The 26114-nt window shown below is 48.5% G+C and carries 27 protein-coding genes; 13 read left to right on the top strand and 14 right to left on the bottom strand.

The window, feature by feature from the left end:
* Nucleotides 1–286: 286 nt before the first annotated feature.
* The 9 genes from L2713_RS15730 to apbC form a co-directional block, all read right to left on the bottom strand.
* Nucleotides 287–1075: a TatD family hydrolase gene (locus tag L2713_RS15730; RefSeq protein ID WP_248968586.1), complete on the bottom strand. Its 789-nt coding sequence runs from the start codon at nt 1073–1075 to the stop codon at nt 287–289.
* Between the two features lie 361 nt (nt 1076–1436).
* Entirely contained in the window at nt 1437–1763 is a 327-nt protein-coding gene (locus L2713_RS15725; RefSeq protein WP_011622439.1) for a PilZ domain-containing protein, read from the bottom strand.
* Nucleotides 1764–1769: 6 nt separating this feature from the next.
* Complete coding sequence (gene holB / locus L2713_RS15720; protein ID WP_248968522.1) at nt 1770–2726, bottom strand: DNA polymerase III subunit delta'; 957 nt, start codon at nt 2724–2726, stop codon at nt 1770–1772.
* Nucleotides 2720–3349 (bottom strand): dTMP kinase, encoded by a 630-nt coding sequence (gene tmk, locus L2713_RS15715; RefSeq protein ID WP_248968521.1) that lies wholly within the window; start codon nt 3347–3349, stop codon nt 2720–2722. Before tmk ends, holB begins: the two co-directional genes overlap by 7 nt.
* Entirely contained in the window at nt 3346–4356 is a 1011-nt protein-coding gene (gene mltG, locus L2713_RS15710) for an endolytic transglycosylase MltG (RefSeq protein WP_011622436.1), read from the bottom strand. Before mltG ends, tmk begins: the two co-directional genes overlap by 4 nt.
* On the bottom strand, nt 4353–5162 hold the full coding sequence (gene pabC / locus L2713_RS15705) for an aminodeoxychorismate lyase (RefSeq protein WP_248968520.1): 810 nt from the start codon (nt 5160–5162) through the stop codon (nt 4353–4355). The genes mltG and pabC overlap by 4 nt, the downstream gene beginning before the upstream one ends.
* Before the next feature lie 5 nt (nt 5163–5167).
* The gene (dcd, locus tag L2713_RS15700; protein WP_055648412.1) at nt 5168–5749 is read right to left on the bottom strand and encodes a dCTP deaminase; all 582 of its coding nucleotides are present in this window, start codon (nt 5747–5749) and stop codon (nt 5168–5170) included.
* Nucleotides 5750–5778: 29 nt separating this feature from the next.
* Nucleotides 5779–6417, bottom strand: coding sequence for a uridine kinase (gene udk, locus L2713_RS15695; RefSeq protein WP_011072566.1), 639 nt, complete (start codon nt 6415–6417; stop codon nt 5779–5781).
* 11 nt (nt 6418–6428) lie between these two features.
* Nucleotides 6429–7544, bottom strand: a complete 1116-nt coding sequence (gene apbC / locus L2713_RS15690; protein WP_011625975.1) for an iron-sulfur cluster carrier protein ApbC — start codon at nt 7542–7544, stop codon at nt 6429–6431.
* Nucleotides 7545–7704: 160 nt separating this feature from the next.
* Here apbC and metG point away from each other — a divergent pair, with 160 nt between their 5' ends.
* Together metG and L2713_RS15680 are read left to right on the top strand one after the other, a co-directional pair.
* Nucleotides 7705–9735: a methionine--tRNA ligase gene (gene metG, locus L2713_RS15685; protein ID WP_086903590.1), complete on the top strand. Its 2031-nt coding sequence runs from the start codon at nt 7705–7707 to the stop codon at nt 9733–9735.
* A 326-nt stretch (nt 9736–10061) separates the two neighbouring features.
* A complete protein-coding gene (locus L2713_RS15680) occupies nt 10062–11018 on the top strand; it encodes an AEC family transporter (RefSeq protein WP_248968519.1) in 957 nt (318 codons plus the stop codon).
* A gap of 68 nt (nt 11019–11086) precedes the next feature.
* Here the strand turns inward: L2713_RS15680 and L2713_RS15675 are convergent, their stop codons facing one another.
* Both L2713_RS15675 and L2713_RS15670 read right to left on the bottom strand, forming a co-directional pair.
* Complete coding sequence (locus L2713_RS15675) at nt 11087–11839, bottom strand: Nif3-like dinuclear metal center hexameric protein (protein WP_248968518.1); 753 nt, start codon at nt 11837–11839, stop codon at nt 11087–11089.
* 60 nt (nt 11840–11899) lie between these two features.
* Nucleotides 11900–12370 (bottom strand): outer membrane lipoprotein, encoded by a 471-nt coding sequence (locus L2713_RS15670; RefSeq protein WP_069455124.1) that lies wholly within the window; start codon nt 12368–12370, stop codon nt 11900–11902.
* A 54-nt stretch (nt 12371–12424) separates the two neighbouring features.
* On the opposite strand from L2713_RS15670, the gene aat reads away from it, so the two are divergent.
* From aat to infA, 3 genes are all read left to right on the top strand, one after another.
* On the top strand, nt 12425–13135 hold the full coding sequence (gene aat, locus L2713_RS15665) for a leucyl/phenylalanyl-tRNA--protein transferase (protein ID WP_248968517.1): 711 nt from the start codon (nt 12425–12427) through the stop codon (nt 13133–13135).
* Nucleotides 13125–13841: an arginyltransferase gene (locus L2713_RS15660; RefSeq protein WP_248968585.1), complete on the top strand. Its 717-nt coding sequence runs from the start codon at nt 13125–13127 to the stop codon at nt 13839–13841. Before aat ends, L2713_RS15660 begins: the two co-directional genes overlap by 11 nt.
* Nucleotides 13842–13923: 82 nt before the next feature.
* The gene (gene infA, locus L2713_RS15655; protein ID WP_006081934.1) at nt 13924–14142 is read left to right on the top strand and encodes a translation initiation factor IF-1; all 219 of its coding nucleotides are present in this window, start codon (nt 13924–13926) and stop codon (nt 14140–14142) included.
* A 104-nt stretch (nt 14143–14246) separates the two neighbouring features.
* Here the strand turns inward: infA and clpA are convergent, their stop codons facing one another.
* Nucleotides 14247–16514 (bottom strand): ATP-dependent Clp protease ATP-binding subunit ClpA, encoded by a 2268-nt coding sequence (gene clpA / locus L2713_RS15650; RefSeq protein WP_248968516.1) that lies wholly within the window; start codon nt 16512–16514, stop codon nt 14247–14249.
* A gap of 42 nt (nt 16515–16556) precedes the next feature.
* Complete coding sequence (gene clpS / locus L2713_RS15645; RefSeq protein ID WP_011622425.1) at nt 16557–16865, bottom strand: ATP-dependent Clp protease adapter ClpS; 309 nt, start codon at nt 16863–16865, stop codon at nt 16557–16559.
* Nucleotides 16866–17058: 193 nt separating this feature from the next.
* Here clpS and cspD point away from each other — a divergent pair, with 193 nt between their 5' ends.
* Nucleotides 17059–17265, top strand: a complete 207-nt coding sequence (gene cspD, locus L2713_RS15640; RefSeq protein WP_011072576.1) for a cold shock domain-containing protein CspD — start codon at nt 17059–17061, stop codon at nt 17263–17265.
* Nucleotides 17266–17411: 146 nt separating this feature from the next.
* On the opposite strand, the gene L2713_RS15635 is transcribed toward cspD, so the two are convergent.
* Nucleotides 17412–19637 carry an NADP-dependent isocitrate dehydrogenase gene (locus L2713_RS15635; RefSeq protein ID WP_248968515.1) on the bottom strand — a complete coding sequence of 742 codons (2226 nt, stop codon included), beginning with the start codon at nt 19635–19637 and terminating at the stop codon, nt 17412–17414.
* Between the two features lie 52 nt (nt 19638–19689).
* Here L2713_RS15635 and L2713_RS20545 point away from each other — a divergent pair, with 52 nt between their 5' ends.
* The 7 genes from L2713_RS20545 to L2713_RS15605 all read left to right on the top strand — a co-directional run bounded on the left by L2713_RS20545 (nt 19690) and on the right by L2713_RS15605 (nt 25959).
* Nucleotides 19690–19812, top strand: coding sequence for a hypothetical protein (locus L2713_RS20545; RefSeq protein ID WP_258405807.1), 123 nt, complete (start codon nt 19690–19692; stop codon nt 19810–19812).
* Nucleotides 19813–19987: 175 nt separating this feature from the next.
* Nucleotides 19988–20776 (top strand): rRNA large subunit pseudouridine synthase E, encoded by a 789-nt coding sequence (locus L2713_RS15630; protein WP_248968514.1) that lies wholly within the window; start codon nt 19988–19990, stop codon nt 20774–20776.
* Between the two features lie 68 nt (nt 20777–20844).
* The gene (locus tag L2713_RS15625; protein WP_248968513.1) at nt 20845–21336 is read left to right on the top strand and encodes an NUDIX hydrolase; all 492 of its coding nucleotides are present in this window, start codon (nt 20845–20847) and stop codon (nt 21334–21336) included.
* 221 nt (nt 21337–21557) lie between these two features.
* Nucleotides 21558–22676 (top strand): tRNA 2-thiouridine(34) synthase MnmA, encoded by a 1119-nt coding sequence (gene mnmA / locus L2713_RS15620; protein ID WP_055648406.1) that lies wholly within the window; start codon nt 21558–21560, stop codon nt 22674–22676.
* Nucleotides 22677–22679: 3 nt separating this feature from the next.
* The gene (hflD, locus tag L2713_RS15615; RefSeq protein ID WP_248968512.1) at nt 22680–23297 is read left to right on the top strand and encodes a high frequency lysogenization protein HflD; all 618 of its coding nucleotides are present in this window, start codon (nt 22680–22682) and stop codon (nt 23295–23297) included.
* A gap of 29 nt (nt 23298–23326) precedes the next feature.
* Nucleotides 23327–24697, top strand: a complete 1371-nt coding sequence (gene purB, locus L2713_RS15610) for an adenylosuccinate lyase (RefSeq protein ID WP_248968511.1) — start codon at nt 23327–23329, stop codon at nt 24695–24697.
* A 122-nt stretch (nt 24698–24819) separates the two neighbouring features.
* Nucleotides 24820–25959, top strand: a complete 1140-nt coding sequence (locus tag L2713_RS15605) for a ribosomal protein uL16 3-hydroxylase (RefSeq protein WP_248968510.1) — start codon at nt 24820–24822, stop codon at nt 25957–25959.
* Nucleotides 25960–26114: the final 155 nt, after the last annotated feature.

The raw sequence follows: 26114 nt of genomic DNA, 5'->3' as shown, positions 1-26114 counted from the left end.
AATAACCTAAAAAAGGGAATAGAGAAAGTGTCACTCACACTAAACTCAACTACACTGAGTCTATTGTAAAGCGCACTGCATGGCGCTTTCATCTGTAGCGCACGGCTCTTCAACGAGCCATTCCCCTAGGCCCAAACAGTTGGAATCGTTTTGGGCCTTTTTTTATGGGCTTACGCCTAATCGAGTTCAGCTTTTATTTATGGGGCAAACTTCACCGACTAGCACTTTACTCACAACGCGTAAGTCAAGGCTTAGTCTTTGCGGACTCAAGCAAATGCTACACGTCTTATCGGCCGATTAAACGGGCTGCATCCTTAAACAAATTAAAGAAGTTCTCACTGGTGTACTCGGCAAGATCTTCGTAACGTTCTCCGCGCAGTTCTGCCACAAACTCGGCCACATCACGCACATAGGCAGGTTGATTCTCCTGTCCACGGTGTGGAATAGGCGCAAGATAAGGCGAATCGGTTTCCACCAATAAACGCTCTTTCGGCACTTTGCGGATCACGGTTCTTAACTCACCGGCATTTTTAAAGGTCACAATGCCTGAAACGGAAATATAAAAACCTAAATCAATTGCCGCCTTGGCCATTTCCCAGTTTTCCGTAAAACAATGCAACACGCCACCGACTTTGTCCGCCTGCCCCGCTTTGAGCATGTTGATGGTGTCTTCTCGGGCATCACGGGTATGCACAATCAGCGGCTTATTGACTTCAACCGCCAAGGCTATTTGTTGCTCAAAACATTGTTGTTGCAGGGCTTTAGTTTCATCGGCATAAAAATAATCTAAGCCGGTTTCACCAATAGCCACCACTTTCGGATCCATCGCGAAACGGCGAATTTGCTCAACATCGAGGCCGTCTTTCACATCCAGCGGATGCACGCCCGAAGACAAAAACACTTGCTCGAAAGCAGCAACCTTGTCACGCATCGACTCGAATCCCTGCTGGCGCACATTGACACAGAGCATATAGTCGACACCGCGCGCCTTTGCGTTGGCGAGGATGAGTTCTAAGGTTTGTTGATCGGGCGCCGCTTTCAGGCGATCGAGATGGCAATGTGAATCGATAAGCACAGCAATTTCCACACAGAGAAACAAAAAAGGAGCACAAGGATACTCAGCGATGGGATCGAGGTCAAATTCCGCTAAGGCATCACTCAGCACTAAATAACCTGAGCTCGGGATAAGTAGAGTCGCTGAATAGGCATCTTTTCGGGCCTCTCTGCGTTGCTCTGTCTAACCATAGCTCGCTATGGCGTACGACAGAGCGCCTTGATATGCGCAAAAATCTGCGCATTCAGTCAAAAAGATTGCAAACCTTTAAAAACAATACGTTACTGGGTTTGCGTGGATTGTTAAATTTAGATTTTCGACACTCGTTACCCCGAGTTCAGGTTAAATACTCAGTGTAGGCCCTAGCTAACCACAATAGAAATTACATAGTGCAAGTTAAGTCGCCCGAAGCGAGCTCTCGGGATAACAATTTTTCGATATGGTGTTTATGGCTGTCGGGATCAGAAACGATTTTAATCCCAATCCCCACGGGGCGGCCGCCCGATGCGCCCAGCGGATTAATCCACACAACCACGCCACGAAACTCGTTGGAGGTGGTCGCGCCGGGTAAACGATAGGCGATGGTTAACGTCTCACCGAGGTAATGGGTTTCTCCGGTGGCGACAAACAGCCCTGCCGGTTTGATAAACGGCATATAGGCGCGGTAAAGCTGATGTAAGGTATCAAAATTTACGACAAGATCGACCATGGCATGTTACTTATTTGTTATTTCTCTATATTCTAAGACATAACTTTGACACAAGCCTAAATAATTGACACTCGGCATTGCACTTAAGCTATGACACATTCCCATGATTTTCGCCGCCAAGTTCCCTATTTGCGCTTGCACAAACGCATCTTGGTCGCCGTACTTCAATAAAATTTGTCTCAGGAGTAAGTATAAAACCTTAAGAGCATCAATGATTTGTTGTTCACTTATCGTTAACAAACTAGCACACAGATGGCCTGACGACAAACTTTGCGCCCAATCTTTGCGAAAACCTAACAAAGTTTGATAGCGACTCGGTTGTGTCCCATCTGTCTGCAAACTTTCGGCCAACTTTAATGGGCCGCCAACCACACTTAAACACCAAGTCACATCCTCTTGGATCTGACAGTGCTGAATTAACCAGTCTTTGATCAACATCTTAGACGGCACCACAAAGGGAAGCCGTTGGCAGCGACTGCTGATCGTTGCCATTAAACGCGCGGGCGTATCGGAATGTAATAGCAGTAAAGTGTCTTTGCCCGGCTCTTCGAGCGTCTTGAGTAACGCATTGGCGGAGGCTGAGTTCAAGCGCTCGCTATGGTGAATAATAGCGACACGTCGACCACTCTGCTGGGCGGTTGCACTCAGGCGAGTACACAGCTCACGGATTTGGTCGACTTTAATTTGATGACCATCGGCCTCAATTTGATAAAAATCGGGGTGATTACCCGCATCAAATAACTGGCAGGACTTACAAAAACCGCATCCGCCAGTGGCAGTGGGTTGTGAGCACATGGCGGCGCGCGCCATAAACATACTCAAGAGTTCACCGCCATAGGCGGAATCGATACCCACGAGTTGCGCGTGGGGGACTTTTTGGGTTTGTAACTGGGTTAAAAACGCCTGTCTTGGCGCATCGAGCCAAGGCAGGGTTAATACATCAAATCCGCTTTGCGTTACCATGCCATCGCCTGTAACACGGCCAGAATATCTTTATGCACTTCGGCCATGGTTTGGCTGGCATCGATGACGACAATCTGCTCATCTTCGCTGGCAAGCTTGAGGTAAGTTGCGCGCGCCCGTTCAAAAAAGTCGATGGCTTGTTGCTCGATTCTATCAAGCTCGCCCCGCTTTGCTGCGCGCTGCAATCCAAGCTTAGGATCAAGGTCAAGATATAGGGTTAAATCGGGTTTAAAGCCTTTGAGCGTCGCGTTACTCACGGCTTCGACTAAGGGCATTAAGCCGCGTCCACCGCCTTGGTAAGCTAAGGAGGACAAATTATGCCTATCCCCTAACACCCACTTGCCTTCTGCCAGCGCAGGTTTGATCACATTGGCGACGAGCTGAGCTCTGGCGGCGTAGATCAATAAACATTCGGACTCATCACACAGAGGATCGCCTGGGTCGGCAATTTTCACTAAGTCACGAATGCGCTCGGCCAGCGGCGTACCGCCTGGCTCGCGGGTGCACACGGGTGCGAGGCCGGTGTGCTTTTCAATAAAATCGCGAATAAGGGCAATCGCACTCGATTTGCCTGCGCCTTCCAGTCCTTCAACAACGATGAATTTGGCGGATGCTTGGGTCATTTTTTCTTTCTCTGATAAATATCGACGGCGCGGTTATGCTCTTCCAAGGTGGTGGAAAACACATGGGTGCCATCGTTGCGCGACACAAAATACAAATAACTGACCTTGGCAGGCTTAGACACCGCCTGTAATGAGGCCTTGCTCGGTGCCGCAATCGGTGTTGGCGGTAAGCCGAAAATCCTATAGGTATTAAACGGCGTCTCTTCGACTAAATCTTTACGGGTGATATTGCCTTTAAATCTGTCACCCATGCCATAAATCACCGTGGGATCGGTTTGCAGCTTCATCCCCAGATTAAGTCGATTGATAAAGACGCCGGCGATTTGATCGCGCTCAAAGGCTTGGCCAGTTTCTTTCTCAACAATCGATGCCAAGATCAGCATCTGGTAAGGCGATTTAAGTGGTAAACCGGGCACACGCTCCGCCCATGCTTTGGCAAGCTCCTGCTCCATCATCTTATAACTTTGGGTGAGCAGCGTCTTAGCATCGCTATCGGCAGTGTAATGGTAAGTATCGGGGAAGAACTTACCCTCAGGCAGCGCCGAATCATCGCCCTGCTCCATCAATACCGCACTAAAGACTTCGGGAGACAACTGTAAGTGCGGCGCACTCGCGAGTTGTTGTTCCCACTCGGCAATGGTTTTGCCTTCGACTAAGGTCAGGCTGAAGGTTTTCACCTTGCCATTCACTAAATCGTTGAGTAAGTCGGCAATCGACTGCGAAGGAGACATCTCATAAAGACCGGTACGGATCTTCGCCAGCTCTGGGCGCAATCTCAGTAACCATTTGAGTTTCCATTTGTCTTGGATAACACCATCGGTTTCTAACTGTTGGGCCAACTGGTGCACGCTGGTGCCACGGGCAATGGTTAATTCTTTGGCTTCGGTTAGCACTAAGGGGGTTTGGCTGTAATCAATAATCGTTCGATAGCCCCAATAACCAACCAAACAAGCTAAGGTCAGCAAGGTCAACAAAGTAGAACTTGCGATCAGAATGATTTTTTTCATAGTGAGAGTGAAAGTGTTTGTCTAAGATCTGCAGTCAAAGGAGAAGGAGTAAAAGTGCGCGAGTCAATCGCCAGCACATCCACTACGCCTAAGACGCTGTTAGTGATAAATGCCGAGTCAAACTCCACTAAACGCTCGGCGCCAAACGGCAAACAATCGATATTCATCTGCTGTGCAAGTAAGGCTAACATAACTTGTTCGCGCATCACACCCGCGACGCCACAGTACGCCAACGATGGGGTAATCACTTGATTGCCTGTGACAAAAAAGATATTCGCCATCGAAGACTCTATCACCTGCCCAGTGCAATCCAGCACTAACCAATCATCAAAACCTTGTGGTAAGGGCTGGGATTTGATCAACACTTGCTCGAGGCGATTAAGGTGCTTTATGCCCGCCAACAAGGGTTGATGACCTAATTGGATCGCTGACGTCGTAAGGCGAATGCCCTGTTGCTGCCACAAGGCATATTGGGCAGGAATAGGATGAACTGAGACGACTTCAGTGACGTGAACCTGCTCCGGCGGCGCATAGCCACGGCCACCCACGCCCCGTGTGAGCATCAATTTAATACAGTGCTGTGGGTATTGCTTGGCGAGAGTATCGAGCTGTTGGCTTAGGGCTTGACTCATTTGCCAGTCAAACCCGAGCCGAGCAGCGCCTGCCGTGAGACGGGCCTGGTGCTGCTCAAAAAACAAAATGCCATGCGCATCGGTTCGCATCGTGGCAAATAGGCCATCACCATAGGCAAGCCCTCTGTCCATGGGAGCAATGCTTGCCTGTGATACCCCATTAACCCAAATCAAGGGTATTAGTCCTGACTGATACGGCTGGCGACCGCATCTTGCTGATCTTTATATTTCGCGTTTTTACGCTTGTTGTAAGGACGCGCCACTGGGCCACTTAACCGTTCAAAGTTTAACGCACCAATGGTCATCCGTGGACGCAGCGCTAAAGGCAACTTACCACTGTTATAAAACTCGAGCACAATTTTACCCTGCCAACCCGGATCAATTCGGTGCGCAGTGACGTGCACCATCAGGCCTAAACGCGCCAGTGAAGAGCGGCCATCGAGCCAACCGACGATATCGGCAGGCAACGTCACACTTTCATAGGTCACGGCGAGCGCCAATTCACCGGGATGTAGGAAGAAGGCTTCGCCGTCAGGGATTTCGATGATTTCGCTCATCACCCGATCAAGCGCCGCCTGCACTTCCGTACTCGGACCACTCAGGTCGATAAAAGGCGCGGTATGATCTTTAAAGACGCGAAATTGCCCCCCTAATCGCACATCGACACTCACACCAGAAATCGCATCGTTGCTTGGGCGTGGTTCAATCACAATCGTGCCGTTATCAAGGGCCTGTTCAATTTCGATATCGGTTAAGCGCATCTTGCCTTTTACTCCCTGAGTTTTAGTCGTTATTTTGCCAGTAGATGTTGAATACGAGTCTTCAAAATATCGGTCGCGATGCGGTTTTTACCGCCGCGAGGCACGATAATATCAGCGTATTGTTTTGAAGGTTCAATAAATTGCAGGAACATAGGACGCACTGTCTTCTTGTACTGTGAAATCACCGATTCCATTGTACGGCCACGCTCGGCCACGTCGCGGGTTAAGCGGCGCAGGAAGCAAATGTCCAGCGGCGTATCCATAAATACGCTCGCATCCATCAATTCACGTAATTTAGGGTCTGTTAACAGCAGAATGCCTTCTAAAATGATCACTTTTTTCGGCGTCATTTTTACGGTTTCGGCCATACGCGTATGTTCGGTATAGCTATAGCAAGGAATATCAACAGCTTCGCCAGACTTTAGCAACTGCAAGTGCGTGCATAGCAGCTGATGGTCTAACGCTTTGGGATGGTCGTAGTTTGTTAACACACGCTCATCCATGGATAAATGACTCTGATCGCGATAGTACGCGTCTTCGTTAATTACCCCAATCTGATCTGTGCCTAAATCGCGGCGAAGTTCGTCAAAAATCGTCTTGGCAATTAAACTCTTGCCCGATGCTGACGCGCCAGCAATTGCAATAATGACACACTGCTGAGAATTCATACCCTTAAACCTTACTCGTCATCTGATACGCTAATAGAAACTGTTTTTTGACTCTGTTTGAGAGCCAATTCGGCGCCCACTTTACGGGCAATTTCCCGATAAAGTGCTGCCACTTCACTGTCAGGCTCGGCCACAACCGTCGGCGCACCCACATCCATGGCTTCACGGATATTGATGTGCAGCGGCAAGGCGCCTAACAGTGGAACTTGATAACGCTCGGCCATTTTACTGCCACCGTGCGTACCAAATGGGTGTTCTTTATGACCACACTCGGGGCATAAATGGAAACTCATATTCTCAACAATCCCGAGGACGGGGATATTCACCTTCTGGAACATGGTGATGCCTTTCTTGGCATCGGCCAGTGCGATGTCCTGCGGGGTAGTCACAATCACAGCGCCGCTGACAGGCACTTTTTGTGACAGGGTCAATTGAATATCCCCCGTCCCTGGCGGCATGTCGACCACCAGATAATCGAGTTCAGGCCACTGGGTTTCATTGAGCAGCTGCGCAAGCGCGCCCGCCGCCATAGGACCACGCCATACTGCGGCTTCATCTCCACTTAACATAAAACCAATTGATTGAGCGGCAATCCCATGGGCACTGGCGGCGCTCATGTGTTTACCATCGAGGGAAACGGGTCTGAAATTGGGGATCCCGAGCATTAATGGGACGGAAGGACCATAAATATCGGCATCTAAAATACCGACCTGGGCACCTTCTGCTGCCAGAGCTAAGGCAAGGTTAACCGCTGTAGTCGATTTACCCACACCGCCTTTGCCAGACGCGACCGCAATCACTTGCTTCACATTGGCAATCGGTGCAATAGAGGCAATCGCCGAATACACTTTTGGTTGGAAATCGATTTCGCACTCAACTTCGTCGATGGCATCCAGCACCGCGAGTTTGTTGGTGATTGCCATGACAGTATCACGATATTGCGTCATGCAAGGGTATGGATAGACTAAGCCAAGCTGCAAACGCTTACCTTCAATCGCCAATTTATTCACGCATCCTGCGCTCACTAACCCCTTCGCTAAATACGGGTCGATATATGCATCGAGAATGGCCAGAACGGGCCCGAGAAGATCGTCACTTAAACGATAATCAGTTTGAGTTGAAGACAAAAGAATTACCCCCACCAATAAATTTGCCCAAGTGTACCAGATAATGACAAAAACATTAGCGCAGATTTAACCCAATCGACTCAGGTTTTGATGAAAATCATCCTGTAATCGGTTAGTATCTCTACCATTATTTTTGGCCCACCACGATATTTGAGACAAGATGGCAACTTCACAACGTAAAATTCTCGTGACCAGCGCACTTCCCTACGCGAACGGACCGATTCATTTAGGTCACATGCTGGAATACATCCAGACGGATATCTGGTCCCGTTATCAAAAGCTTCGTGGACATGAGTGCCACTATATTTGTGCCGATGACGCCCACGGCACACCGATTATGCTTAAGGCGCAGCAATTAGGCATGGCGCCTGAAGAAATGATCGCGCAAGTCAACAAAGAGCATCAGCAGGATTTCGCCGATTTTAATATCGCCTTCGATAATTATCACAGCACCCACAGTGAAGAAAACCGCGTGCTGGCGAGCGATATTTACTTAAAACTGCGTGCTAACGGCTATATCAAGAGCAAGAGCATTTCGCAATTATTTGACCCTGAAAAGTCGATGTTCCTGCCAGACCGCTTCGTAAAAGGCACCTGCCCTAAGTGTAAATCACCGGATCAATACGGCGACAACTGCGATGCCTGCGGCGCAACTTACAGCCCAACTGAGCTGATTAACCCTAAGTCGGCCGTCTCTGGCGCAACGCCAGTGATGAAGGACACTGAGCACTTCTTCTTCGATTTACCCGCCTTCGAAGACATGCTCAAAGAGTGGACTCGCTCGGGTGCACTGCAAACCGAAATGGCCAACAAGCTCGATGAATGGTTCGAACAGGGTCTGCAGCAATGGGACATCACCCGTGATGCGCCTTACTTTGGTTTTGAGATCCCAGATGCTCCAGGCAAATACTTCTACGTGTGGTTAGATGCGCCTATCGGCTACATGGGCTCATTCAAAAACCTCTGTGACAAACGCCCAGAGCTGAGTTTTGACGAATTTTGGGCCAAGGATTCTAAGGCCGAAGTTTACCACTTTATCGGTAAAGATATCGTTTACTTCCACAGCCTATTCTGGCCGGCCATGCTCCATGGCTCAGGCTACCGTCAACCTAACAGTGTCTACGCCCACGGTTATGTGACAGTGAACGGCGCTAAGATGTCTAAATCTAAGGGTACCTTTATTAAGGCGCGCACCTATTTAGACCACTTAGATCCTGAATACTTACGCTACTACTACGCCGCCAAGCTGAGCAGCCGTATCGACGATCTCGACCTGAATTTAGAAGACTTCGTTCAGCGCGTAAACTCAGACTTAGTGGGCAAACTCGTTAACCTAGCGTCTCGTACTGCAGGCTTTATCACTAAGCGTTTCGATGGCAAGTTGGCCAAGATAGCCGACACCACGCTCACGGATGCGTTTTTAGCTAAGCAAGAGCAAATCGCCGAGTTTTATGAAACCCGCGAATACGGTAAAGCGATGCGCGAAATCATGGCACTGGCCGATATCGCCAACGGTTTTGTCGCCGATGCGGCGCCTTGGCAGTTAGTGAAGCAAGACGATCAACAGGAAGCCGCGCACCAAGTGTGCTCGAACGCCCTGAACCTGTTCCGTATTCTGGTCACTTACTTAAAACCTGTGTTGCCACGTTTAGCGCTGGATGTTGAAGCCTTCTTCCAACAGACTTTAACTTGGGATAGCTTAGGCCAAGATATGGCAGGACACGAAATTGCACCATTCAAAGCCATGATGCAACGTGTTGAATTAGACAAGGTTAACGCTATGGTTGCCGACTCTAAAGAAAACCTGCAAGCCACGAGCGAGCCTGAAGCGCCTAAGGGCCCATTGGCGAGCGATCCGATTAGCGACACCATTAACTATGAAGATTTCGCTAAAATCGATCTGCGTATTGCCCGTATTGTCAAAGCCGAGCATGTGGCCGAAGCCGACAAACTGTTAAAACTGCAATTGGATATCGGCGGCGAAACCCGTCAGGTATTTGCAGGCATTAAATCGGCCTACTCGCCTGAGGATCTCGAAGGCAAGTTGACTGTGATGGTCGCCAACCTTGCGCCACGTAAGATGCGTTTTGGCATGTCAGAAGGCATGGTACTGGCAGCAGGCCCTGGTGGTAGCGATTTGTGGATTCTAGAACCCCATGAAGGCGCACAACCTGGCATGCGTGTGAAGTAAAACACAGAGCACGACTCAAGCTACTGCTAAACCGACATAAGGCCGCATTAAATGCGGCCTTATTTATTGGTAAAAACATCCCTTTACGCTTTTTCTGGGAGCCTAGCCGAATGCGCTCTCGACAAGCGGCTTACAGTGGGACACTATCGCGCCTGTGGCTAAGCGTTAATCGCGAGGCCGCAATCACTAAGCTGTCCTGGCTGAGCTGTAATCGTTGTTGGAATAGCTGTTGTAATAGCTGTTGTAATAGCTGTTGTAATAGCTGTTGTAATAGCCAAGCCGCACTGTGTCGCGGCAACGCACTATGGAATTTTCGAGGAGAAGTTATGGGCAATATCATTGAGCAGTTGTTGTTTTCTGCTTCAATAACCGGTCCCATCTGTTTAATGTTAGCCTTAGGCGTGATGCTTAAACGCACCCAGGTGATTGATGAGCACTTTATTGATGTCGCCTCTAAGCTGGTTTTTAATGTCACCCTGCCCGCGCTGTTGTTTCTCAGCATCATTAGCTCGCACCACGATCTTGCCGCCAGTGCGCCGTTAATCGGTTATGGCTTATTAGCCAACTTACTGTTTTTTATTCTCTCGACCTACGCGACGAAACGATTTTTCCCCGAGCCGAAGGATCAAGGCATCATCATTCAAGGGGGATTTAGAGCCAATACCGCCATTATCGGCCTAGCCTATGTCTCTAATGCCTATGGCGAATCGGGTGTTGCTTTAGCAGCCGTTTATGTGGCATCCATGACACTGCTCTACAATATCCAAGCCGTGATTTGTTTAAGCCCGCGGGGAGAAGAATCGAGCCGCCGCGCCTTTGCGGTGATCATTAAAACCATCACCAAAAACCCGCTGATCATTGCCATTATGCTCGGCATGCTGTTTTATCTGCTGGCGATCCCCGTACCTAAAATGGTTCTAGACGCTGGACAATACTTTGCCAATATGACGCTCCCTTTAGCACTGCTGTGTACTGGCGGCTCACTGGATATTGGCTCGCTCAGACATGAAAAGTATTCCACTTGGTTCTCGACCGCCTTAAAACTGATCTTTGCGCCACTGTTCATCACCCTAGGAGCCTTGATACTTGGCTATCGCGGTGTGGAACTGGCCTTAGTGTTTTTAATGAGCGCCGCGCCCACGGCGGCCGCAAGTTATGTGATGGCGCGGGCCATGGGGGGAAATGCCACCCTAGCCGCCAATATTATCGCCCTCACCACAGTTTGCTCACTGCTCACCTGCACCTTAGGCATTTTTATCCTATCGACCCTAGGACTTATTTAAACTGTGGCTTATTCAAACTTAGGCTGACTGAAACTTAGGGAAAATTTACATAAGACAAAGGCAACACATTAGACAGGGTTAGCGATATCCACAAAATGGTGCACTAAATTAAACTCGCGGGCGAGATGACGCCCCAGCGCCTCAATGCCAAAACGCTCGGTTGCATGGTGACCCGCAGCATAATAGTGAATCCCCTGCTCCACTGCGCTGTGGAACGTCCGCTCGGACACTTCGCCACTGATGAACGCATCGACCCCAAGGCTTGCGGCAATATCGATATAATCCTGAGCGCCACCGGTACACCAAGCTAAGTGCTGGATTTCATCCGAACTTTCACCAATATGCAGTGGCGTTCTGCCAAGTACATCACCTAAGGTCGCGGCAAATTCACTGGCACTGACGGGTAAATCCAGTTTGCCGCGCCACACGAGTCCCTGCGCCACATCTTCAACCGCTTCGGCATCGAGCATCCCAAGTTTACGGCCGAGTGTGGCATTGTTTCCCAACATAGGGTGAGCATCTAGGGGCAAGTGATAGCCAAACAGGTTGATATCATGGGCGAGTAAGGCTTTGATCCGCCGCTGCTTCATGCCGGTGATCACCTCAGGTTCACTCTTCCAGAAAAAGCCATGGTGAACCAAAATCGCATCGGCTTTGAGGCGAATCGCTTCATCAATTAACGCTTGGCACGCCGTCACACCTGTCACTATGGTGCAGATCTCAGCTTTCCCTTCAACCTGTAACCCATTCGGGGCGTAATCTTTAAAGGCCGATACGCGCAAAAAATCGGCTAAATATTGGGTTAGTTCTGTCCGTGTCATTCCATCACCGTTTACACTTTTTTATTGATTATAGGCAGTTACGCTTAAGTTCGTACTGTATCACATGGCTAAATCAACGCGAACCCCACCTTGCAGGTACACCACACGTACCCTATCCCCCGCATTGAACACCATGCCGGGATCATAATCTTGGATCACCATGACTTGCGTGCCATCTTCCTGAGTGATCATCAGCTCCACTAGCTTAAGTGATTGTACCGTAGTGCCACTGCCATAACGATTGCCAACACCAGCACCAATCAAGGCCCCCAATACGGTCGCGATATCTTGGCCTGAACCACCACCAAATTGATGACCAATCACCCCGCCCGCTAAGGCGCCGCCAAAGGTTTTCCAACCTTGGTTTCTGTCTTCAATCAATTGGGTTTCGGTGATATTGCGTACAGAGTTGATATCGCCATAGAGGACTTTTTCGACCGGCACAGCCTGATTACGATCGTAGCCTGCTTGCACGGGAGAAATCACTAAAGCACAAATAAACATAAAGCTCGCTAGTGTAGGTTTCCACATATCCGAATTTCCGCTAACTTAATATAAGGGTCTATTACTGAATCATACGCAATTGTGAACTCACTGTCTTTTCTGAATCACGAATTTGAAGCTTTTCCTTCACCCGAACTCGCCCTAACCGATCCAAACGGCTTATTGGCGATAGGCGGCGATCTTCGCCCTGAACGTTTATTAACCGCCTATTATCATGGCATTTTTCCTTGGTTTAACGCCGACGATCCCATCTTATGGTGGTCACCCGACCCCCGCGCCATTTTTATTCCTGGCCAAGTGAATATCAGCACCAGTCTACGCAAATATTTAAAAAAACAGCCCTGGCGATTCACCATCAACCATGCCTTTACCGATGTGATGGCGGGCTGCGCTCAACCTCGGCGGAAACAAGCCGGCACTTGGATAACCCATGAAATTCAAATGGCTTACCGCGAGTTACATCATAATGGCCATGCCCATTCCATCGAAGTCTGGCACGGCGAGCGATTAATTGGCGGGCTTTATGGCCTTGCTATCGGCCAAGTCTTTTGTGGGGAATCCATGTTCCACCGCGAAACCAACGCGTCAAAGGCGGCCATGGCAGTGCTACAACAGCATCTCATCACAATGAATTTTAAATTGATTGACGCACAGGTGATGAATCCCCACCTTGAGAGCTTGGGGGCCAAGCCAGTCAAACGCGCTGATTTTATTCAACTTTTGACTCGGTTTAGGGATAAGCCCGTCAACCCAGCGGCTTGGATACCGAGTGAGGTCACTCTTGAACTCTAACGCGAGTAACACGCCCATCGCCATTGGGATCAGCCAAATCTTCCCCTGCAGTTATCTTGATGGACAGCAGGAACAACTGTTGGTGATCCAAGAGGAAACCCTCGACCCCATTTTATTTGATCGCCTATTAGCCATAGGTTTTCGCCGCAGTGGCAGCGCCATTTATAAACCACGCTGTCCTCGTTGCAGTGCCTGTCAGCCGATTCGTCTGCCGATTAATGAATTCATGCCTTCTAAACGGCAAAAACGCACTTTAGCCCATAACCGCGATTTAACTTGGCGTATTACCTCAGAGCATACCGAGGCTCAATACGCCCTGTATGAAAAATACATTCGTGAGCGCCACTTCGATGGCCCCATGTTTCCCCCGAGTAAGTCGCAGTATGAGCAGTTCTTATTTTGCCATTGGCTACCGCCAACCTTTATCGAAGTCTATGATGGAAATCGACTTTTAGCGGTGGCCGTGACAGATACGCTCCCCAATAGTTTATCGGCTATTTACAGTTATTTTGACCCCGATGAAGAACGCCGCTCCCTTGGCTCACTGCTCATTTTACTCCAGTGCCGCTTAGCAAAATTACAGTATAAAGAATTTCTTTATCTCGGGTATCAAATTGATGCAAATCGAAAAATGTCCTACAAGCGCTTATACCGCCCTTATCAGATTTTAACCCCTCAAGGCTGGGAGTATTCCCAAGTTTGCTAGGCACTTCCCCTTTACAGCAAGGTGAATTTGCGGCATGATACGCCCGTTTTTTATATTCGAAGGCTAATGGGATAACTAATTAATGGCGAAAGAAGACAACATTGAAATGCAAGGCACTATCCTTGAAACCTTGCCAAACACAATGTTCCGCGTAGAGCTTGAAAATGGTCATGTGGTGATAGCCCACATTTCTGGCAAAATGCGCAAAAACTACATCCGCATTCTGACTGGTGACAAAGTTACCGTTCAGTTGACTCCTTATGATCTGACCAAAGGTCGTATTGTCTTCCGCGCACGCTAATAGTAACCCTTAGTTGAAAAACCCGGCGAGGCCGGGTTTTTTTGTTGGCGAAAGATCAGAAAAATGGCTGCAATTGCAGCCATTTTTATTGGGTTTCAAAGCATTTACGCTTTGCTGGTACTCTTCTCATGCCGTTCGGTATGAATGACGATTTCCCCTTCCTTCGCATCGACATGGGCAATACCGCCATGTTCTAACGCACCGAAGAGGATCTCATCCGCTAACGGACGTTTAATCAGCTCAGTCACCACACGGGCCATTGGCCGCGCGCCCATGCTCTTATCATAGCCTTTCTCGGCGAGTAAGGTTCTGGCTTCATCGCTGACTTCCAGCACCACATGTTTCGCATCCAGTTGTGCCTGCAATTCCACCAAGAATTTATCCACCACTTTGGCAATGATGGTCATGTCTAAATGGTTGAACCAAATGATGGAATCTAAGCGGTTACGAAACTCTGGTGAAAAGACCCGGTTGATTTCCGACAGGGCATCTTGGGTATGATCCTGCTGAGTAAAACCAATGGACTTACGGATCGTTTCCTGAACACCTGCGTTTGTCGTCATCACTAAGGTGACATGCCTAAAGTCCGCCTTGCGACCGTTGTTATCGGTCAAGGTGCCGTTATCCATGACTTGCAGCAATAAGTTATACACATCAGGGTGAGCCTTCTCAATTTCATCGAGCAGCACCACGCAATGAGGGTTCTTAATCACAGCATCGGTCAGTAAACCACCTTGGTCGTAGCCCACATAACCTGGAGGCGCACCAATTAAGCGAGAAACCGTATGGCTTTCCATGTACTCAGACATATCAAAGCGCACCAGCTTCATCCCTAGGCAACTGGCTAACTGGTTGGTGACTTCTGTCTTACCAACCCCAGTTGGGCCCGCAAATAAGAAGCTACCCACAGGCTTTTTATCCGTACCTAACCCACTACGTGATAATCGAATCGCCGAGCTTAAGGATTCAATCGCCTTATCTTGACCAAAGACCACCATCTTGAGATTGCGCTCAAGATTACGCAGTAAGTCTTTATCGGTGGCAGAGACAGACTTTTCAGGGATCCGAGCAATCTTAGCCACTATGGTTTCAATCTCGGCCTGACCGATGGTTTTCTTACGTTTGCTCTGTGGCAACATGGCCATGCGCGCACCCGCCTCATCGATCACATCGATGGCTTTATCGGGTAAATGCCGGTCATTAATGTGTTTTGCCGACAGCTCAGCAGCGCTATTAATCGCCGCTTGGGTATAACGCACTCCATGGTACTCTTCGTACTTAGCCTTAAGCCCCATGAGAATTTTTGTGGTTTCGGCCACTGAAGGTTCATTGATATCGACCTTCTGGAAACGACGCGCCAGTGCACGGTCCTTCTCAAAAATGCTTTGATATTCCTGGAAGGTGGTCGACCCCATGCAACGCAAGTTACCGCTCGATAATAACGGCTTAAGCAGGTTCGATGCATCCATCACTCCGCCCGATGCGGCGCCCGCACCAATGATGGTGTGAATTTCATCGATAAATAAAATGGCGTGCTTATCGGCGCTAAGTTCCTTAAGCAGACTCTTGAAACGTTTTTCAAAATCGCCACGGTATTTAGTGCCAGCAAGCAAGGAGCCTAAGTCGAGGGAATAAACTGTCGCCTGCGACATCACCTCAGGCACTTGATTATTGACGATTCGATAGGCTAAGCCTTCAGCAATCGCAGTTTTACCCACGCCAGCCTCACCCACTAAGAGCGGGTTATTTTTACGGCGACGGCATAGGGTTTGAATTGCCCGTTCAATTTCTTGATCGCGGCCGATGAGTGGGTCGATAATCCCTTGTTTTGCAAGCTGGTTTAGATTGCTCGCAAACTGCGACAACATGCTACGCTCTTCACCCGCTTCGGTTTGATCTTCGATGCGTTCGTGATCTTGATGGGCGTCGCTGTCCTCATTTTTTGAAAAGCCATGGGAAATATAGTTCACCACATCTAAACGACTGATGTCGCTGCGACGCAGCAGATACACAGCTTGGGATTCCTGCTCACTAAAAATCGCCACCAGCACATTGGCACCGGTGACTTCATTACGGCCCGAAGACTGCACATGGAAAACGGCGCGTTGCAGCACCCGCTGAAACCCAAGCGTTGGTTGGGTTTCTTTATCATCATCCATATCCGCAATGATTGGGGTGGTTTGTTGGATAAAGCTTGCTACTTCATCTCTGAGTTTATCTAAATTCGCTCCACAGGCGATTAGCGCTTCTTGAGCCGCAGGGTTGTCTATCAGAGCCAATAACAGATGTTCAACTGTCATGTACTCGTGACGAGCCTCTCTGGCTTGCTGAAACGCCAGATTTAAGGTGACTTCCAGATCTTTGTTCAGCATAAGCACCCCCAAAATTAACAACTGACAACAGAGTAAGCGCTGTTAAGCCTTCTCTAACGAACACAGTAACGGATGTTGGTTTTGTCTTGCAAATTGATTTACTTGTATCACCTTAGTTTCTGCAATGCCGTAGGGGAAAATCCCGCAGATACCCTTTCCCTGGTGATGAATAGTCAACATGATATCTGTGGCTTCCTGCTCATTCTTGCGAAAGAAGATTTGCAGCACTTCGATCACAAAATCCATTGGAGTGTAATCGTCATTATTGAGGATCACCTTATACATCGAAGGTGGCATTAACTCAGATTCCACACGCTCTTCAACGTGTTCTATGTTTCCTGTCTTACCCATTTTTTAATACTAGCCTCTCGTGTTGGCCTCTTCCAATTGCTATCTTCAAATTAATTAGTTGTTACCTCTTTGTTAATTTTAGCTTGACTTCCGCTTTTACTCCTTACATTCTGTAGCTCAGACGGTGAAACAATCCCGTCTATACAGGTTTTACTATCTTACTGGTAAGTAGACAACAGAAGGAAGTGGAAGTATGGCAAGCGGAACTGTTAAATGGTTCAACAACGCCAAAGGATTCGGGTTTATTTGCCCTGATCAAGGTGGCGAGGACGTTTTTGCACACTATTCTACCATTGAAATGGAAGGCTATAGAACTCTAAAAGCAGGCCAACCAGTTCAATTCGAAGTAGAACAGGGTCCAAAAGGAATGCACGCTTCAGCCATTTCACCAACAAAATAACGTTTGGTGAGGCCAATGATCTAAAAGGCAGGGATTTATCCCTGCCTTTTTATTGGGCGATTGTTAGCATTCTCGAAGATTAAGTGTGATAAAAAAGGCCTGCAATGCAGGCCTTTCAGTATGAATGCTAAGTTAACGATAAATCGTTAAGCAATTAATAGCTTGTTCAATGTCTCACTTGGACGCATGGCTTTTTCCGCTTTTGCGGCGTCTAAACGATAGTAACCGCCTAAATCCACTGGTGCACCTTGCGCATTGTTTAGCTCAGCAACAATCACTTGCTCATTTGCGCTTAAAGCGTGTGCTAATGGAATAAAGTGGGCTTGTAACTGCTCGTCTTTGGTTTGAGCGGCTAATGCTTGTGCCCAGTACATCGCCAGATAGAAATGGCTACCACGGTTATCCAGCTCTCCAACACGTCTTGATGGTGACTTGTTGCTATCTAAGAACTGACCGATGGCTTGATCTAAAGTATCCGCCAGTACTTGTGCCTTAGGATTACCCACAGTTTGGCTTAAATGCTCTAAAGAAGCCGCTAAAGCTAGAAATTCGCCCAGAGAGTCCCAACGTAAGTGACCTTCTTTTTCAACCTGTTGTACGTGTTTAGGCGCACTACCGCCCGCACCCGTTTCGAACAGGCCGCCACCATTCATTAATGGCACGATAGACAGCATCTTAGCACTGGTACCCAGTTCGAGGATTGGGAACAAGTCAGTCAGATAGTCACGCAGTACGTTACCGGTAACAGAAATAGTATCTTTACCTTCCTTAATACGTACTAATGAGAAGCGTGTTGCTTCTTCTGGTGACATGATGCTGATTTCTAAACCGTTAGTATCATGCTCAGGCAGATATTGCTTCACTTTAGCGATCAACTGCGCATCGTGGGCACGATTCGCATCTAACCAGAATACTGCTGGAGTATTGCTTAAGCGTGCACGGCGTACGGCTAATTTCACCCAGTCGCGAATTGGTGCATCTTTAACTTGGCACATTCTCCAAATATCGCCCGCTTCAACGTTGTGGCTCATTAACACTTTGCCACTGGCATCAATCACGTTAACTAGGCCATCGGCTGGGATTTCGAAGGTTTTATCGTGGCTACCGTATTCTTCGGCTTTTTGCGCCATCAGACCAACGTTTGGCACACTGCCCATAGTGCTTGGATCGAAGGCACCGTGTTCTTTACAGAAAGCGATAGTTTCTTGATATACACCCGCGTAGCAACGGTCTGGGATCAGGGCTTTAGTGTCGTGCAACTTGCCATCAGGGCCCCACATTTGGCCTGATGAACGAATGGCAGCTGGCATAGAAGCATCGATAATGATGTCGCTTGGTACGTGTAAGTTGGTGATGCCTTTGTCAGAATCTACCATCGCCAGCGCTGGGCGCTCAGCATAAACAGCAGCGATATCGGCTTCAATCTGTGCACGGACATCGGCTGGCAAACCAGCGATTTTGGCGTATACATCGCCAAAGCCGTTGTTCACATCAACGCCTAGCTCAGCAAATAATGACGCATGTTTATCAAACACGGGTTTGAAGAACACTTTCACTGCGTGGCCGAACATGATGGGATCAGACACTTTCATCATGGTGGCTTTAAGGTGCAGTGATAACAACACGTTTTCAGCCTTGGCATTGGCGATTTCACGCTCAAAGAAGCTCACTAAGGCTTTTTTGCTCATCACTGACGCGTCGATGATCTCACCAGCGAGCAGTTTCAGGCCAGATTTCAATACCACTTCTTGACCGTCTTTTTGCGACAGTACGATGTTAACTGTGTCTGCGTTAGCCAGAGTCACTGACTGCTCGCTACCGTAGAAGTCACCTTCGCTCATGTGAGCAACATGTGATTGAGACTCTTTGGTCCACTTACCCATTGAGTGTGGGTTTTTCTTAGCGAAGTTTTTCACAGACAGCGGCGCGCGGCGATCAGAGTTACCTTCACGCAGTACAGGGTTTACCGCACTGCCTTTGATCTTGTCGTAACGGGCTTTGATAGACTTTTCTTCGTCAGTCTTTGGCTCGTCAGGATAATTTGGAATGTCGTAACCTTTCTGTTGCAGCTCTAAAATACAAGCTTTTAACTGCGGGATTGAGGCACTGATGTTTGGCAGTTTGATGATGTTAGCTTCAGGTTGGTTCGCTAATTCACCCAGCTCAGCTAAGTGATCGCCAATCTTTTGCGCGTCAGTCAGTTTTTCAGGGAAATTAGCAATCACACGGCCCGATAAAGAAATATCACGGGTTTCAACCGCAACACCCGCTGCATCGGTAAAGGTTTTGATGATAGGTAACAGAGAAAGCGTTGCTAGCGCTGGTGCTTCATCGGTTTCGGTATAAATAATTGTTGGTGAGTTATCTTTCATGTTACATCCTACATTATTGTAAAATTTAATATTTTTATAATAATTTTATATCATGACGAACAAACATTGGCACGGCGGAATTCTCTATCGAGGCAATCGTGAACGCCTCTGCTACCTCAAAACCCGCGGCAACATCCTCTTTGCGTTCGCCAACGTGGGTAAATCGACTCATTAATACCTAACAAACATTTAGGCGTAGATCACATTTTCAGGCCGACATCATAGAGCATTCGCAGTAATATTCAAATTCCACTAACGGCGAATGCCAAGTACACTGTGTACAGATTATTGATACACGTCCTCAAACTTTTAAGTTCGGTCGTCAGCTTACAGCGACTATTAGCCACAGCATGAACAAAAACAGCACGCCAGCAACCGCATCCAGCCCACGCGCCAGCGGCAAACGCCCCGCTACAGGGCGAGCCAATCCGGCGGATAACCGCAATAGCGCCAAGAAACCCCATACCTTCGCCAAGAATGCCAAGCCAAGTTTACAACAAGGGGCAAACGCCAAGCGAAACAATGCTGAGCGCAGCGGCGCCAAGCCTCGCCCTCAGCAGCGCTCAACGGCTGCACGCACAAAACCCCAAGGCGAGCCGATGATCGTCTTATTTAATAAGCCGTTTGATGTCCTATGCCAATTTACCGATGAGCAAGGCCGTAAAACCTTAAAGGATTACATCCCTATTCCGGGAGTGTATGCCGCAGGGCGATTGGATCGCGACAGTGAAGGCTTGTTACTCCTCACCAACGACGGTCAACTTCAGGCCAAACTGACTGAGCCGAAAAAGAAAACCTTTAAAACCTATTGGGTGCAAGTCGAGGGAGAACCTACGGAAGCAGATTTAGCGAAACTGCGCCAAGGTGTTGAATTAAAAGATGGTATGACACTCCCCGCTAAGGTCAGCATCATGGCGACGCCGAATGTTTGGCCTCGTAATCCGCCGATCCGTGAGCGAAAAAACATCCCTACCACTTGGCTGGAAATTCAAATCCATGAAGGACGCAATCGCCAAGTTCGGCGGATGACGGCCCATATTGGTTTTCCGACCTTAAGACTCATTCGTTATAAAATAGGTCAATGGAGTCTAGATGATTTAGCTACAGGTGAGCATAAATGCATCCAAATGTCTGAATGATGTAGCGCCGTGAGAGCAAGTAAACAGGATATCGCAGTGCCCAACCAACAGATAAAAAGGTGATTAGCGTGGCAGAAAAACTCAGATACAAACCCAATGTGACTGTGGCCTGTATTATCCACGCGCCTACAGAAGATAAGTATCTGTTAGTGGAAGAGTGGATTGATGACGAGCAGCGCTTTAACCAGCCCGCCGGCCATTTAGAAGCGAATGAGAGTCTGATCCAAGCCTGTAAACGTGAAGTGCTCGAAGAAACTGGGCTTACTCTCGAACCCCAAGCCTTAGTGGGGATTTATCAGTTTAGTGCCAGTGAAACCCTCGCTTTTGTGCGCTTTACCTTTTTCGTACAAGTCGATGCACAGCTCCCTCCTCAGCCACAGGATGCGGATATCGATGCCGCCCATTGGCTGAGCTTTGAGCAAATCGAAGCCAAAATGGAGCAGCTTCGTAGCCCATTGGTGCTCGATTGCCTTAATGATTACCGCCATCAGCAGCAACAGGGGCAAACCTACTCCCTCGAATTACTCAATAGTCAGCGTCTAATGGGATGTCAAAGATAGCCCCAAGCGACAAGGCGTGATAGAATACGCCCCCGCGTAAATTCGCGATTCAACACGGCATTTAAACGCTGTTTTAGCAAACACTCGCTCGATGAATCGCCCGCTTGTCTGCCATCAAACACAGTCCAAGCGAAGACGCAGATTTTAACGTGAGAGTGGCCCACCAAGGTGAGCCATTCTCACGGCTAACCAATACATATACTCAATGGTTTTTAGGATCTATGACATCAATCGAACCCACTCATACAGGAAAAAAAGTCATTGTCGGCATGTCCGGCGGTGTTGATTCATCTGTTTCAGCCTATTTGCTTATGCAGCAAGGCTATCAGGTTGAAGGCCTTTTCATGAAGAACTGGGAAGAAGATGACAACGACGAGTATTGCGCGGCCGCCGAAGATTTAAAAGATGCTCAAGCCGTATGCGACAAGCTTGGGATCAAACTGCACACGGTCAACTTTGCCGCCGAATATTGGGACAATGTGTTCGAGTACTTCCTCGCCGAATACAAGGCGGGTCGTACCCCTAACCCCGATATCATGTGCAACAAAGAAATCAAATTTAAAGCCTTTTTAGACTTTGCCGACGATATCCTCGATGCCGACTACATCGCCATGGGTCACTATGTGCGCCGCCGCGATAATGCCGATGGCACCACGCAAATGCTGCGCGGGGTCGATAACAACAAGGATCAGAGCTACTTCCTCTATACCTTAAGCCATGAACAAGTGGCGCGCAGCTTGTTCCCCGTAGGTGAACTCGAAAAGCACGAAGTACGTGAAATCGCTAAAAAAATGGGCTTAATTACCCATGATAAGAAAGACAGCACCGGCATTTGCTTTATCGGTGAACGTAAATTCACTGAATTCTTAGGCAATTACTTACCGGCGCAACCTGGCAATATCGAAACCGCCGAAGGCGAAGTCATTGGCAAGCACCAAGGCTTGATGTACCACACCTTAGGCCAACGTAAGGGTCTGGGTATTGGCGGCATGAAAAACAGCAATGACGATCCTTGGTACGTGGTGGATAAAGATCTAAAACGTAATGTCTTAGTCGTTGGCCAAGGTGGACATCACCCACGTTTGATGTCAAACGGCATGTTCGTCAATCAATTGCATTGGGTCGACCGCAAAGGCCCCGCCGAAGGCAGCCAGATTGTGGTGAAAACCCGTTACCGCCAGCAGGATATCCCCTGTACCCTCACCTATCTTGATGACAATACCCTCAAGGTGGTGTTTGACGAGCCTGTTGCCGCCGTGACGCCTGGCCAATCAGCGGTATTCTACGATGGCGAAGTGTGCCTAGGTGGCGGGATTATCGATCAACTGATCCGAGGATAAGCCGTGAACGAGCAGCTCCATAATCGCACGATGGCCTTTGCAGGAATACTGCAGGCCATTGCGCAAGTTCAGCATTTAGCCCGTCATGGTGAGAGTGACACTGATGAGCTGGCGGCCAGTTTAAACACCATTTTAGTGACCGACCCTGAAAGCGTCGCCGATGTTTATCAAGACAAGGCCGCGCTGCACAAAGGTTATAAGCTGGTGTTAAACCAACTGGGCGACAGCAGTCAAAAAGATGTGGAAATCACTCGCTATTTGGTCGGCATTTTGGCCCTTGAACGTAAATTAACCCGTTCGAATAGCGGGTTAGCTATGCTTGCCGAGCGCATCAATCAAGTGAATCGCCAGCTACATCATTTTGCGATCACCGACGAGCAAGTCATTGCCAATCTGGCCAGTATTTATAGCGACATTATCAGTAATCTTGGACCTAAGATTCAGATCTCAGGCAATCCGCTGTGCCTGCAACGTCCGATAGTACAACACAAAATTCGCGCCCTGCTGCTAGCAGCCATGCGCAGCGCCGTGTTATGGCGACAACTGGGCGGTAAACGTCGACACTTAGTCTTCGCCCGTAAAGCCATCATAGACGCAGCCAAGAAAAGTCTTACCCTATAATAAAATAAGTTTTCATCAAGGAGCTTCACATGGATCTTTCCGCACTAACTGCTATCTCTCCGGTAGACGGCCGTTACGGTAGTAAAACAGCGTCATTGCGAGGGATTTTCAGCGAGTTCGGTCTTACTAAGTACCGTGTTCAAGTTGAAATCAACTGGTTAAAATTACTCGCCGATTGCCCAGAAATCACCGAAGTGCCGCCATTGAGCGAGTCTGCTATCGCGGTGTTAGATGCAATTAAAGACAATTTCAGCGAGCAAGATGCGCTACGCGTGAAAGCCATTGAAAGCACCACCAACCACGACGTAAAAGCGGTTGAATACTTCATCAAAGAAAAAATCGCAGACAACGCCGAACTCGCCGCTGTGGGTGAATTTGTTCACTTCGCCTGTACCTCTGAAGACATCAACAACCTAAGCCACGGCTTAATGTTGACCGAAGCCCGTGAGCAAGTGGTTCTGCCATACTGCAATGAACTGCTCAGCGCCATCAAAAAACTGGCCGTTGAATACCGCTCAGTGCCATTGATGTCACGCACCCACGGTCAACCCGCTTCGCCTTCAACTTTAGGTAAAGAAATGGCCAACGTTGCGGTACGTTTAGAGCGTCAAATCAAGCAGATCGCAGCTGTCGAAGTCATGGGTAAAATTAACGGCGCCGTGGGTAACTACAACGCCCACTTATCTGCTTACCCAGAAGTGAACTGGCATGCGCTGTCGGAACGTTTTGTTACCAGCTTAGGCCTGCACTGGAACGCTTACACCACACAAATCGAGCCACACGATTACATCGCCGAACTGTTTGATGCTATCGCGCGTTTCAACACTATCCTGATTGACTTCGACCGTGACGTTTGGGGTTACATTGCCCTTGGTCACTTCAAGCAACGTACCGTTGCCGGTGAAATTGGTTCATCAACCATGCCACACAAAGTCAACCCAATCGACTTTGAAAACTCTGAAGGTAACCTTGGAATTGCTAACGCACTGATGCAACATTTAGCGTCTAAGCTGCCAGTATCAAGATGGCAACGTGACCTGACCGACTCAACCGTACTGCGTAACTTGGGCGTGGGTATTGCCCACTCGCTGATCGCCTACCAAGCCACCTTAAAAGGCATTAGCAAGTTACAAGTGAACGAAGATCATTTACGTGCCGAACTCGACCAAAACTGGGAAGTCCTAGCCGAGCCAGTACAAACCGTTATGCGTCGCTATGGTATTGAAAAGCCATACGAGAAGTTAAAAGAACTGACTCGTGGTAAGCGTATCGATGCCCAGCAATTAGCAGTATTCATCGACGGTTTAGCCCTGCCTGAAGACGTGAAAGCAGAGCTGAAGAAGATGACGCCAGCCAACTATATTGGCCGTGCTGAAGCCTTCGTCGACGAGCTTAACTAATATTTTTAGCTCAGCGGAGTTTGCTAAGTCACAATAGCAAACATGCGCGAGCTGATATTGTTTATCAGCCATAAATAAGGATTAAGGCGGTTACATTCGATGTAGTCGCCTTTTTTGACACTATGTATACACTCAATCTCGATATCGCCCAGTTCCTCAAGGAACACTGGCAACAAAAACCTGTAGTCATCAAGGGTGCCTTCCCTGACTTTGAAGATCCGATCAGCGCAGATGAGCTTGCAGGCCTTGCCTGTGAAGAAGAAATCACCTCGCGCATCGTGGTCACTCAAAAAGACAACTGGGAAGTGATCCAAGGCCCGTTCGAGGATTACGAAAATTACGGTGAAACCCACTGGCAATTACTGGTGCAAGCCGTAAACCATTGGTATCCGGACTCTCAGCCATTAGTGGAAGCGTTTCGTTTTCTGCCCGACTGGCGATTCGATGATTTGATGGTGTCATTCGCAACGCCAAGTGGCGGTGTCGGTCCACACGTTGATAACTACGATGTGTTTATCATCCAAGGTGAAGGCGAGCGTCGTTGGACTGTGGGTGCTAATACGCCGCAACAACGCCGTGGCGGTAACCCGAACTCGCCACTGGTGGAAGACTTCGAGCCCATCATCGACGTGGTATTAGAGAAAGGCGACGTGTTATATATTCCGCCTGGCTACCCACACTGCGGTGAAACCTTAACCTTAGCCTTAAGCTACTCAATTGGTTACCGCGCGCCAAGCCAACAAGAACTCGCCAGTGAAGTTGCCGATTACCTGCTCGACAATAACTTAGGTCAGCAGCGTTTTACCTCTGCGACTGAGCCTGCGAATCCTGGCGTGATCAGTCAAGATCATCAGCTCGGGATCATGTCGCTGTTAAGCCAGCTCGCTCAAGATCCAACAAGCTACCAAGTGGTGCTGGGTAAATTGTTGAGTCAAAACCGTTTTGAACTGGATATTTGTGAGGGTGAAGAAGCCTATAACGCCGGCGATCTGCAGGATGCGTTCGAGCAAGGCGCTGGCGTTAATCGTATCGGCGGCTTAAAAGTGCTGCGTTTAGAAAACGACACTCAATCTCGCTTATTTATCAATGGCGAAATTTATGAGCTGCCCAATACGCCAGAAGCCGTGTTAACTCAGTTAAGCGACCATGTTAGCTTTGATAGCGACAGCGCCATGGCACTGTGTGAATATGCCGAAGTGCAAACGCTACTGCTCAAGCTAATCAATCAAGGCTTATATTATTTAAGTGACGATGAAGCTTAACCCTTAGCGCACTGCTGCGTTAGGTCGACAGATTAGCGTCACCCTGTCTCGTCCTAAGATAGGTTGACAGTTTTTAGGCCAGCTCCAGTAGCTGGCCTTTTCTATTGTGCACCTGATTAGGGGTTGCCATATTCAAACTCAGATGCGGTCTCATA

It is taken from the genome of Shewanella seohaensis (genome assembly GCF_023283775.1).
Classification (GTDB): domain Bacteria; phylum Pseudomonadota; class Gammaproteobacteria; order Enterobacterales; family Shewanellaceae; genus Shewanella; species Shewanella seohaensis.
Note: the sequence above shows the minus strand (reverse complement) of the source record. Positions and strands in the feature narration are given on the sequence as shown.